Annotated in this window: 10 protein-coding genes and 1 tRNA gene; 3 read left to right on the forward strand and 8 right to left on the reverse strand. The window is 67.6% G+C overall.

Annotated elements, in window-relative coordinates; genetic code table 11:
- Positions 1-10 precede the first annotated feature (10 nt).
- On the forward strand, positions 11-784 hold the full coding sequence (locus tag OPU70_RS01295; RefSeq protein WP_042537607.1) for an ATP-binding cassette domain-containing protein: 774 nt from the start codon (positions 11-13) through the stop codon (positions 782-784).
- Between the two features lie 96 nt (positions 785-880).
- Positions 881-956 (forward strand) — tRNA-Asn (locus tag OPU70_RS01300).
- 145 nt (positions 957-1101) lie between these two features.
- Here the strand turns inward: OPU70_RS01300 and OPU70_RS01305 are convergent.
- Both OPU70_RS01305 and def read right to left on the reverse strand, forming a co-directional pair.
- The gene (locus tag OPU70_RS01305; protein ID WP_056377390.1) at positions 1102-1617 is read right to left on the reverse strand and encodes a septum formation family protein; all 516 of its coding nucleotides are present in this window, start codon (positions 1615-1617) and stop codon (positions 1102-1104) included.
- A gap of 118 nt (positions 1618-1735) precedes the next feature.
- Positions 1736-2302: a peptide deformylase gene (gene def, locus OPU70_RS01310; RefSeq protein ID WP_079112949.1), complete on the reverse strand. Its 567-nt coding sequence runs from the start codon at positions 2300-2302 to the stop codon at positions 1736-1738.
- A gap of 49 nt (positions 2303-2351) precedes the next feature.
- Here def and OPU70_RS01315 point away from each other — a divergent pair, with 49 nt between their 5' ends.
- Positions 2352-3353: a DMT family transporter gene (locus OPU70_RS01315; protein ID WP_367821322.1), complete on the forward strand. Its 1002-nt coding sequence runs from the start codon at positions 2352-2354 to the stop codon at positions 3351-3353.
- A 23-nt stretch (positions 3354-3376) separates the two neighbouring features.
- On the opposite strand, the gene pgl is transcribed toward OPU70_RS01315, so the two are convergent.
- Genes pgl through tkt form a run of 6 tightly spaced genes read right to left on the reverse strand, consistent with a single transcriptional unit; the run spans position 3377 to position 11476 of the window.
- The gene (pgl, locus tag OPU70_RS01320) at positions 3377-4162 is read right to left on the reverse strand and encodes a 6-phosphogluconolactonase (RefSeq protein WP_194285928.1); all 786 of its coding nucleotides are present in this window, start codon (positions 4160-4162) and stop codon (positions 3377-3379) included.
- On the reverse strand, positions 4162-5097 hold the full coding sequence (locus OPU70_RS01325) for a glucose-6-phosphate dehydrogenase assembly protein OpcA (protein ID WP_079112947.1): 936 nt from the start codon (positions 5095-5097) through the stop codon (positions 4162-4164). Before OPU70_RS01325 ends, pgl begins: the two co-directional genes overlap by 1 nt.
- Positions 5094-6644, reverse strand: a complete 1551-nt coding sequence (gene zwf / locus OPU70_RS01330; protein WP_042537594.1) for a glucose-6-phosphate dehydrogenase — start codon at positions 6642-6644, stop codon at positions 5094-5096. Before zwf ends, OPU70_RS01325 begins: the two co-directional genes overlap by 4 nt.
- Positions 6645-6666: 22 nt before the next feature.
- On the reverse strand, positions 6667-8274 hold the full coding sequence (locus OPU70_RS01335) for a glucose-6-phosphate isomerase (protein WP_042537592.1): 1608 nt from the start codon (positions 8272-8274) through the stop codon (positions 6667-6669).
- Positions 8271-9383, reverse strand: a complete 1113-nt coding sequence (tal, locus tag OPU70_RS01340; RefSeq protein WP_042537591.1) for a transaldolase — start codon at positions 9381-9383, stop codon at positions 8271-8273. The genes OPU70_RS01335 and tal overlap by 4 nt, the downstream gene beginning before the upstream one ends.
- Positions 9380-11476 (reverse strand): transketolase, encoded by a 2097-nt coding sequence (tkt, locus tag OPU70_RS01345; protein WP_042537773.1) that lies wholly within the window; start codon positions 11474-11476, stop codon positions 9380-9382. The genes tal and tkt overlap by 4 nt, the downstream gene beginning before the upstream one ends.
- Positions 11477-11590 lie beyond the last annotated feature (114 nt).

Below are 11590 nucleotides of genomic sequence, written 5' to 3' on the forward strand. Positions count from 1 at the left end.
GGATGGAGGAATGTTCTCTCGGCCCGAATCGACCAATGCGATCGACAGCTCAGATCTGGTGATCGACCGCATCGGGCACAGCGGCCCGACCCGCGCCATCGACGGGGTCAGCTTCTCACTCGCGCCGGGCGAGCTCATCTGCGTCGCGGGTCCGACCGGTTCGGGCAAGTCCACCCTGGTCGCCGCCCTGGCGGGTTCGACCGACCCGTCCGTGCGCGTCGTGGGCGGCAGTGCGCAGGTCTGTGGAGTCGACATCCGCCGCCCGGGGCGCAAGCATCGCCTGCTCACCTATCGCACGGGATTCGTGCCGCAGGGAGCCGGTGCCGACCTCCCTCCGCAGCTCACGGTCAACGAGGTCATCGCCGAGCCGATCCTGATCCGTGAGAAGCGGGTCAACACCAAAGCCCTGTCCATCCGAGTCGCGACGCTTCTCGACGAGCTGCACCTGCCTCTCGGAACAGCCTCGAAGTTCCCGTATGAGCTCAGCGCCGGAATGCGCCAGCGCGTCGCGATCGCCCGGTCGTTCGTTCTCGAGCCCCGGGTGCTCATCGCCGACGAGATCCTCGCCAACCTCGACCTCGAGGTGCGACCCGTGGTCTTCGACGCGATCACCCGCCGGCGCAAAGAGCAGGGGATGGGTGCGCTGCTGGTCACGAACGACGCTGATTTCATCCGCGAGCTCAACGCCGAGACCCTGATGCTGCGCGGTGGTCATGTGGTTGCACGCGGCGTCGGCAAGGACCTGCTGTGGGCTCCCAATGCCGAGGCGGATTCCGGGCACTGACGGGGTCGCCGGCGACACGCCCGACCTGCGGCCGGTGTCACGAGCAAGGTCCGGAGTTTGCTAGGATTGACGAGTTGCCCGCGCAGCGGAGCACATTCCTCGGTAGCTCAATTGGCAGAGCAGCCGGCTGTTAACCGGCAGGTTCTTGGTTCGAGTCCAAGCCGGGGAGCCAATGAAAAGCCCCTCTTCGGAGGGGCTTTTCCCTTTGTGTCGCACGTCCTCGGTCGCCTTCATCGAGCGGGGTGGAACGCCGCCTCGATGAACGCGAACGAGGCCCCGTCGAGTGACGGGGCCTCGTTGTGCGAATCCGAGTCAGATCAACGTGCAGCGCCCTTGAGCGAGCCGGTGGTCTGGCCAGCGGGGTCGGAGATGACACACTGGACGACGCGGTCGTTCAGCTCGTCCCAGGTCTGCTGGGTCGGCGTGATCGGGTAGACCTCGAGCACGGAGTCGTTGAACGCGATGCCGACGAAGCTCGTGTAGGCGTCGCCGATGCATTCCTGCGAAGCGGCGTCGATGTTCTCCTCCGAGAACTCGCCGTCGTCCATCGTGATCTCGTGGTAGACCTCTTCGTCGTGCGGCTGGTCGCACGGCACGACGTCGGCGTCCTCGATCAGGCCCGTGTCGCTGGCCATCTTGCAGTCACCGAGCTTCAGCGAGAAGATGTCGATGTTCGCGCTCTCGGTGACCTGGCCGGATTCCTCGTCGCGGTCTGCGTCGCCGGAGCCTCCGCCCAGAATTCCGTTGAGCGCGCTACAGCCGGTCAGTGCGACCGACAGCGCTACGGCAGAACCTGCCAGCGCCAGTGCGCGTCGCGTGCGCATCTTCATCATTTCGTCCCCTCCAGAGCCTTCGTGAGCGGGCATATCGATATCCCGCCTCAAGCACGCTATCCGGCTCCGAGTCTGTGATGCAACTCCGAGAACGCTTTGACTGGGCTGAAAGGTTAGGTCAGCCTTCCAAATCGTCGATGCCGGGGACCCAGCTGGCGCCGGGCTTGCCCCACCCGCGCTTCTTGGCGATCTTCTGCACGGTCTTCCAGTCGCCGTCCGAGAGGCGGTCGATGTAAAGGATCCCGTCCAGGTGGTCGAACTCGTGCTGCATGATGCGCGCACGCCAGCCATCGACGGAGATCTCGACAGGCGAGCCGTCGAGATCGGTTCCTATGACGCGCACCCGTTCGGAGCGACGCAGCGGGAATCGCTCGCCGGGGAACGAGAGACACCCTTCCGATTCGAGGTCGTCGTCAGGCTCGCCGGGCTCCAGCGGCACCATCCAGAGTTCGGGGTTGATGATGACTCCGCGCCACGGCTGGTCGTCGTCGTCGACGTATGCGTAGGTGTAGATGCGCAGGGGCACGCCGACCTGGGGCGCGGCCAGACCGACGCCGGGAGCGGTGTCCATCGTCTCGAACATGTCGGCGACGAGCGTTCGGATGTCGTCGGTGATGTCCTCGACGACGGATGCGGGGGAGTGCAGGACGGGATCGCCCATGATGCGAATAGGAAGAACAGCCACGCCATAACCCTACTCGGCGCGCATCGCCGGGTAGGGTCGAAGCGTGAGCATCTCCGTATGGACGACTGGGGCGGAAGACGTCACCGACCAGTTGGTAGGCGCGTTCCAGAACCCGGGACTGCTCCTCGGCATCCCCCTCGCACTCGCGGGTGCGGTCTTCATGTCGCTCGGTGCGCAGTATCAGCATCGCGGCGTGGAGAAGATGGAGCGACTGAGCGGCGCGGACGGCGCATCCGGCCTTTCGATGGCCCAGGTCCGCGGGTTGCTGACGCGGCCGTCGTGGCTCGTAGGGACGCTGATGCTCGGCTTGGCCATCGTGTGCCAACTCGCAGCTCTCACTGTGGCGCCCCTGATCGTCGTTCAGCCGCTCGGTGCGATCGCTCTCGTCATGACGACGCTGCTCAACGCCCGCATCTCGGGGCACTCACCGACCAAGCAGTCGATCACCGCGATCGTCTGCTGTGTAGGTGGAATCTTCCTCTTCGTCTTCTTCGCGGCGATCTTCGCCACAGAGAAGGAAGTCACCGACACCGAGCTGTTCACGATCCTGGCGATCCTGTTGGTCGTGATCATCATCCTCGGCGCATGCTGGCTCGTCCTTCGTCACCGCATGCGCGCGCTCTTCTACATCGTCGGTGCGGGCATCCTCTACGGATTCGTGGCTACGCTCGCGAAGGTCGTCATCAAGCGCGTCCAGGCGGGCAACTTCGACTGGATCACCATCGTGTGCGTGATCGCTCTGATCGCCGCTGCGGCTGTCGGAGCCTACTTCGTGCAGACCGCCTACAGCTCGGGCCCGCCGGATCTCGTCATCGCCGGCCTCACTGTCGTCGACCCTCTGATCGCCGTGCTCATCGGCATGGTCGTCCTCGGTGAGGCGGCCGCCGCGCCGCCGTGGGTTCTCGTGATCTTCGCGATCGCGGGAGCTATCGCCGTGTGGGGCGTCGTCGGACTGGCTCGCTATCACCCTCAGGTGCTCAGCGACAGCCAGGACCTCGGTATCACTCGCGGAAGCGACGACAGCGCGGGCAGTGGGTCGAAAGACGCCTGAGATCGATCGCTGGCCGGTCAGGCTCAGTAGGCGGGATCGATGAGGTCGGGTGAGACCTCTGAGGCTGCTGCCTCGTCGACGAAGAACACCGTGCGCTTGCGACCCTTAGCGCCGGCTGCCGGGACGTTCGTGTAGCTCGCACCGGCGAGGGCGAGGCCGAGCGCCGACGCCTTGTCTGCGCCTGTGAGAACGAGCCAGACACGCTTCGAGGCGTTCAGTACCGGTCGCGTCAGTGTGACTCGCTCAGGCGGCGGCTTGGGGGAGTCACGCACCGGCAGAGCGGCGGCATCGGTCACCGTGACCTCTGTGCGATCGGGGAAGAGCGAGGCGATGTGGCCGTCAGGCCCCACGCCGAGGAAGCAGACGGCGAACGACGGCCACGGGTGGTCCTCGGTGCCGTAACGTGCGAGCTCCGCAGCATAGGCGGCGGCAGCCTCGTCGAGGGTCAGACCCTCGCCCGCGGCTGCGACCTCGTGCACGTTCTCCGCAGGAACCGGGATGTGGTCGAGGAGAGCCTCCCGCGACTGCACGGCGTTGCGGTCGGCGTCGTCGCGAGCGACGAAGCGCTCATCGCCCCACCAAAAGTGCACCAGCGACCAGTCGATCTGAGCCGACCGAGCGTCGTCGCGCGTCGCGCGCAGGACCGCGCCGCCCATCGAACCGCCCGTGAGGGCGATATGAGCGATGCGGCCGTTGCGCGTGCGGGCACGAAGGCGCGTCAGGAATCGGTCGGCCACGCTCGCGGCGAGTGCCGCCGGCGTCGGTTCGACCACGACCCGCTTCTCAGCGGATGCTGTCTGCGTCGACATCATTCTCCTGTCTCGGGCGGACCCAGCTTCTCCCAGCCCTCGGTGATCACTCGACCGTACAGGACGTCGGGGTCGAGGCGACGCAGCTCCTCGGCGAGGCACTCGCGCAGCGTGCGGCGGGGGAGGTGCAGATCGTGGTCGGGCTGATCAGGCTGCGTCAGCACCGCCACGCCGGGCGTCGGGCGCTCGAGCAGGATGTCTCCGGACGAGCGGTGCAGCCGCACCGACTTGATGCCCTCCTGCCAGTGCTCCGGGTCTTCGTACGACCACTTGACCGGCACGTCGAGGGCCATCTGCAGCCATGCTGCCAGCAGCGCGGTCGACGGCGAGGCGGACCCGCCACGCACCTCGACTGCGGTCACCTCTTGGAACGGTGGCTGATCGAGCACCGCTGCGAGCTGCTCGCGCCAGTGCGTCAGACGCGTCCAGGCGAGGTCGGTGTCTCCCGGAGCATGCGTCTCGCCGAGCTGCGCGAGGCGTTCGCGCACGTCGGGTGCCGTCGCGGCATCCGTGATGCGTCGCTGCGCGATCTTGCCGAGCGGCGACGCGGCGGGCGACGTCGGTGCCTCTTCGGGCCACCAGGCGACGACAGGGGCGTCGGGCAGGAGCAGTCCCGTGACGAGGCTCTCTTCGTTGCTCGCGGCGTCGCCATAGGCGTGGAGGACGACCACCTCGGATGCTCCGGCGTCGCCGCCGACGCGGATCTGCGCATCGAGTCGCGATTCGCCGTCGCCCGTGGTGAGCACGATGACGCGCATGGGGTGCTCGCGCGAGGCGTCGTTGGCCGCGTCGATCGCGGCTTCAGCCACGCCGTTGCGGGCCGAGATGATCAGCGTGAGCACACGGCCGAGCGCGACGGCGCCGCCTTCTTCGCGCACCTTGACGAGCTGCTTGGCGACCTGGCTGACGGTCGTGTCGGGAAGGTCGATGATCATGGGCGTCTCCAGACTCGTCCGTCACGGGCAAGGAGGTCGTCGGCGGATGCCGGACCCCATGAACCGGGTGCGTACTGGTCGACCGGGCCGCCCTCGGCTGCCCAGTACTCCTCCACAGGGTCGAGGATCTTCCAGGAGAGCTCGACCTCCTCGTGACGCGGGAACAGCGGCGGATCGCCCAGGAGGACGTCGAGGATCAGCCGTTCGTATGCCTCGGGGCTCGCCTCGGTGAACGCGTGGCCGTAGCCGAAGTCCATCGTGACGTCGCGCACGTTGGTTCCGTTGCCCGGCACCTTCGAGCCGAAGCGGATCGTGACGCCCTCATCGGGCTGCACGCGGATCACGAGCGCGTTCTGGCCGAGCTCCGACGTGTTCGAGCGGCCGAACAGATGCTCCGGAGCCTTCTTGAACACGACGGCGACCTCGGTGACACGTCGGCCGAGACGCTTGCCCGTGCGGAGGTAGAACGGGACACCGGACCAGCGACGGGTGTCGATCTCGAGCTTGATCGCGGCATATGTCTCGGTGGCGGATTCCGGGTTCATCCCGTCCTCGTCGAGGAAGCCGGTGACCTGCTCGCCACCCTGCCAGCCGCCCGCGTACTGACCGCGGGCCGTGGCGAGTGCGAGATCCTCGGGAACGTGCACCGCGGCGAGCACCTTCTCCTTCTCGGCACGCAGGTGCTCGGCGGACAGACTGATCGGCTCTTCCATCGCGGTGAGCGCCAGCAGCTGCAGCAGGTGGTTCTGGATGACGTCGCGCGCGGCGCCGACTCCGTCGTAGTAGCCCGCACGGCCTCCGACACCGATGTCCTCGGCCATCGTGATCTGCACGTGGTCGACGTAGTTGCGGTTCCAGATCGGCTCGTAGAGCTCGTTCGCGAAGCGCAGCGCCAGGATGTTCTGGACCGTCTCCTTGCCGAGGTAGTGGTCGATGCGGAAGATCGAGTCGGCCGAGAACGCCACTTCGAGGGCGGCGTTGAGCTCGCGCGCCGACTCGAGGTCGTGGCCGAACGGCTTCTCGATCACCACACGGCGCCAGCGCTCGTCGTCATCGTCGTTCGCCCCGACGAGGCCCGAGTCCTTGAGCTGCTTCGCGACGAGAGGGAAGTCCTTCGGCGGGATCGACAGGTAGAACGCGTGGTTGCCCATCGTGCCGCGTTCGACGTCGAGCTGGTCGACGGTCTCACGGAGCTTGCGGAAGGACTCGGGGTTGTCGAACTCGCCCGAGACGAACCGGATGCCCTGGAGCAGCTGCGCCCACGTCTCCTCGCGGAACGGCGTGCGAGCGTGCTGCTTCACGGCGTCGTAGACGACCTGGGCGAAGTCCTGGTCCTCCCAGTCGCGTCGGGCGAAGCCGACGAGAGCGAACCCGGGTGGCAGGAGCCCGCGGTTGGCGAGGTCGTAGACGGCGGGCATGAGCTTCTTGCGTGACAGATCTCCGGTCACACCGAAGATCACGAGAGCGCTGGGCCCTGCGATCCGGTTGAGACGGCGATCATCGGGGTCACGCAGCGGGTTGTGCCCGCGCGAGATGGGAACAGACATCAGTGGGGGATTCTCCTGGCTGTTACTTCTGTGCGGCTTCGAAGAGGGTGAGGACGTCGGCCGACGAATCGGTGATCGTCAGGGAGACGACCGGGCGGCCGTGCTCGGCCAGGACGCCGGCATCGCCGGCCGCCTGTGCCTCGATGAGCTGGCCGAACGTGAACGGTCGCTCGGGGATCTCGAGATCGACGTCGGTGCGCTCCAGGATCTGCAGGAACACGCCCTGCGCCGGTCCGCCCTTGTGATACTGGCCGGTGGAGTGCAGGAACCGGGGTCCCCAACCGAAAGTCGTCGGCCGACCGGAGTCCGCGGCGACGAGCTCGCGGAGCCCCTGCAGCTGCGGGACGTCGAGCCGGTTGACGTATGCCTGGATCGACACGTATCCATCTTCCGGCAGTGCCGCCCACAGCGCGTCGAGCACGCCCTCGACGGTTCCGGACGCCGCGAGAGCGGGGTCGGATACGCGAACCTCGACGCCGTTCTCGACGAATGCGGGAGCGGTCGGCGCGGGACGGGCGTCGAGCAGGCCGCGAGCCGCCACCTTGGCGGACTCGACGTCGGGCTGGTCGAAGGGGTTGATGCCGAGCAGGTAGCCCGCGATCGCCGTCGCGTACTCCCACACGACGAGCTGAGCGCCCAGCGATCCGCTGACCAGGATCTCGCCCTCGTGCCGTTCGCGGAGGTGGAACTCGTTCGCGTCGTCGACCAGACGCACGATCTGCAGGTCCGACGGCTTCGCGTCGAGCTCGGGCGACACAGGCAGGAGGACGACGGGCAGGATGCCGGTGCTGTCCTTGCCGGTGGATTCGGCGATGAGCTGCTCGATCCAGTCGGGCAGGCCGTTGATGTGCGTGCCGTCGGTGATCAGACCCAGCTTGTCGCGGCGAGGCGACGTGGCGGAGATCGCGGCAGCGAGCCGCAGAGCCGGGTTGTCGGCGGAGTCGATCGCGACCTCGAGGAGCGAGGCGTCGGCCTCGTTCAGGAGCTCGTCGATGTCGGCTCCGGCGAGCCCGGACGGGACGAGACCGAAGGCGGTGAGCGCCGAGTAGCGTCCTCCGACGTTCGGGTCGGCGTTGAAGACGCGGTACCCCGCCTCGCGAGCCGAGACATCGAGCGGCGAGCCCGGGTCGGTGACCACGATGATGCGCTCGAGCGGATCGATGCCCACGTCGCGGAACGCGGCTTCAAACGTGCGACGCTGCGAGTCGGTCTCGACGGTCGAGCCCGACTTCGACGACACCACGAGTGCGGTGTTCTGCAGGCCCTCGTCGAGCGCGGCGAGCACCTGGCCGGGGGCGGTCGAGTCGAGGATCGTCAGCGGGACACCGGCGGTCTGGGCGATCACCTCGGGGGCGAGCGACGATCCGCCCATGCCCGCGAGCACGACGCGCGTCACGCCTTTCGCCTGCAGGTCGGCGCGCAGGGCGGCGATCTCGGCGACCAGGGGCCGCGAGACGGACACCGCCTCGACCCACCCCAGGCGGATCGACGCCTCCGATTCGGCTGCCGGGCCCCACAGGGCCGCGTCGCCGCCGGTCACACGCGAGGCGACGAGGTCGTGGACGAGAGCGGGGACCGTCTCGTCGATCGCGACCCGAGCCGCGCCGGAGGCGTGGATCGCAAAGGTCATCGCTGCGCCTCGAGGCCCTCGGCCACCTGCGTCAGCAGGTCGTGCCACGAGTCGATGAACTTGGCGACGCCCTCGTCCTCGAGCACCTGGGTCACGTCGGTGAAGTCGATTCCCAGAGCCTCGAGGCCGGCGAACACCGCTCGCGCGTCCTCGTAGCCACCGGTGATGGTGTCACCGGTGACGACGCCGTGGTCGAAGGTCGCTTCGAGCGTCTTCTCGGGCATCGTGTTGACGACGTCCTTCGCGACGAGCTCGGTGACATACAGAGTGTCGGGCAGCGCCGGATCCTTGACACCGGTCGAGGCCCAGAGCGGACGCTGAGTGTTCGCGCCGAGCTTGATGAGGTCCTGCGCGCGCTTCTCGGCGAACTTCTGCTCGTAGAGCTCGTAGGCGAGACGTGCGTTCGCGAGTCCGGCCTTGCTCTTGAGCGCCTCGGCCTCGTCGGTGCCGATCGCCGAGAGGCGCTTGTCGGTCTCGGTGTCGACGCGCGAGACGAAGAACGAGGCGACGGAGTGGATGCTCGACAGATCGAAGTCGGCGCTGTGCGCGCGCTCGAGTCCGGTCAGGTAGGCGTCGATGACCTCGGCGTAGCGCTCGAGGCTGAAGATCAGGGTGACGTTGACGCTGATGCCCGCCGCGATCGCCTCGGTGATGGCCGGCAGGCCCGCCTTCGTCGCGGGGATCTTCACGAGCAGGTTCGGGCGGTCGACCTTAGCCCAGAGCTTCTTGGCCTGCTCGACGGTGCCCTCGGTGTCATGTGCGAGGTCGGGGGAGACCTCGATCGAGACGCGGCCGTCGACGTGACCCGACTTCTCCCACACGGGGCGGAAGATGTCGAGCGCGGCGGCGACGTCCTGCGTCGTCGCGGCGAAGACGGCTTCTTCGGCCGTCGCGCCGGACGCAGCGAGCTCGGTGACCTGTGCGTCGTACGAGGTGTTGTTCTTGTCGGTGATCGCGTTGGCGAAGATCGTCGGGTTGGTCGTGACGCCGACGACGTTGCGGGTCTCGATCAGCTCGGCGAGGTTGCCGGAGGAGATGCGGGTGCGTGACAGGTCGTCGAGCCAGATGCTGACACCGGCTGCTGCGAGGTCTGCGGTGGGGGTGCTCATGCGTTCTCCTTGATGGTCTCGCGTGCGGCCGCGATGACGGCCTCGGTGGTGATGCCGAACTTCTGGAACAGGGTCTTGTAGTCGGCGGAGGCGCCGAAGTGGTCGATGCCGACCGAGCGGCCACGGTCGCCCACGATGCCGCGCCAGCTGAGCACGGAACCCGCCTCGACCGAGACACGCGCCGTGACGGCCTTCGGCAGGACCGACTCGCGGTATGCCTCGTCCTGCTCCTCGAACCACTCCAGGGACGGAGCGGAGACGACGCGCACGTTGACGCCCTCCTCGGCGAGTGCCGCGCGGGCGTCGACGGCGAGCTGCACCTCGGAGCCCGTCGCGATGATGATCACGTCGGGGGTGCCGTTCGGAGCCTCGGCGAGCACATAGGCGCCCTTAGCGACGCCGTCGGTCGATGCGAAGACATCGCCCTCCGCTGTGCCCTGTCCGCGCTCGAACACCGGGATGTTCTGTCGGGTCAGGGCGATGCCGGCCGGGCCCTCATGCCGACGGAGGATCTCGAGCCATGCGGCTGAGGTCTCGTTGGCGTCGGCAGGGCGCACCAGGGTGAAGTTGGGGATGGCGCGCAGCGTCGCGATCTGCTCGATCGGCTGGTGCGTGGGCCCGTCTTCGCCGAGTGCGACGGAGTCGTGCGTCCAGACGAAGATGCTGGGGACGTTCATGAGAGCGGCCAGACGCACCGGCGGGCGCATGTAGTCGCTGAAGATGAGGAACGTGCCACCGAAGGCGCGAGTCGGACCATGCAGCACGATGCCGTTGACGATCGCGCCCATGGCATGCTCGCGGATGCCGAAGTGCAGCACACGGCCGTAGGGGTCGCCCGACCACTCGTGCGTCGACCACTCGGCGGGGATGAAGGACTTGGAGTCCTTGATCGTGGTGAGGTTCGATTCGGCGAGGTCGGCCGAGCCGCCCCAGAGCTCGGGAAGCTCGGCGGCGAGGGCGTTGATGACCTGCCCTGACGCCGCGCGGGTCGAGACGTCCTTGCCGCTCTCGAACACGGGGAGCGCCGAGGCGATGTCGGCCGGCAGCTCCTTGGCCTCGAGGCGGTCGAGGAGGGCCTTGCGCTCGGGGTTCGCGGCGGCCCACGCATCGAACGACTGCTGCCATGCGGCACGGCTCTCGGCGGCACGCTCTGCCAGGCCGCGTGTGCGGGCGAGGACGTCGTCGGCGATCGCGAAGTGCTCGTCGGCGTCGAATCCGAGGACCTTCTTGGTCGCGGCGAGCTCGTCGCCACCCAGTGCCGATCCGTGGATCTTGCCGGAGTTCTGCTTGCCCGGCGACGGCCAGCCGATGATCGTCTTCAGGATGATGAGCGACGGCTTGGAGGTCTCGCCCTTGGCGGCCTCGATGGCGGCATGGAGCTCGGCGACGTCTTCGACGTACTCGCCCGACTTCTTCCAATCGACGGTCTGTACCTGCCAGCCGTAGGCCTCGTAGCGCTTCGCGACGTCTTCAGTGAAGGCGACGTTCGTGTCGTCCTCGATCGAGATCTGGTTGGAGTCGTAGATCGCGATGAGGTTGCCGAGCTCCTGGTGGCCCGCGAGCGAGGACGCTTCGCTGGTGACGCCCTCCTGGAGGTCGCCGTCGCCGGCGATCACGTAGACGAAGTGGTCGAACGGGCTGGTGCCCGCGGCCGCCTCGGGGTCGAAGAGACCGCGCTCGTAGCGAGCGGCGTAGGCGAAGCCCACCGCGGAGGCGAGTCCCTGGCCGAGCGGGCCGGTGGTGATCTCGACGCCCTTGGTGTGGCCGTACTCGGGGTGCCCGGGGGTGAGCGAGCCCCAGGTGCGCAGCGCCTTGAGGTCGTCGAGCTCGAGGCCGAAGCCGCCCAGGTAGAGCTGCACGTACTGGGTGAGGGAGGAGTGTCCGACCGAGAGGATGAAGCGGTCGCGGCCGAGCCAGTCGGTGTCGGTCGGGTCGTGACGCAGCACCCGCTGGTAGAGGAGATACGCGGCCGGAGCCAGGCTCATCGCGGTGCCGGGGTGGCCGTTGCCGACCTTCTCCACCGCATCCGCAGCCAGAAGACGCGCGGTGTCCACCGCGCGTCGGTCGATCTCATCCCACTGCAATTCCGACACTGTGAAGCCCTTCTGCAACTGTTCGAGAGCGCCCGGATTGCACGATCGCAGTCCGCAACGCTACGGAAGGGTGTGTGATGTGCGCTGGGCGCGCGAGTCATTTCAGCATAGCGC

Source organism: Microbacterium sp. SWDP-B6 (assembly GCF_059803615.1).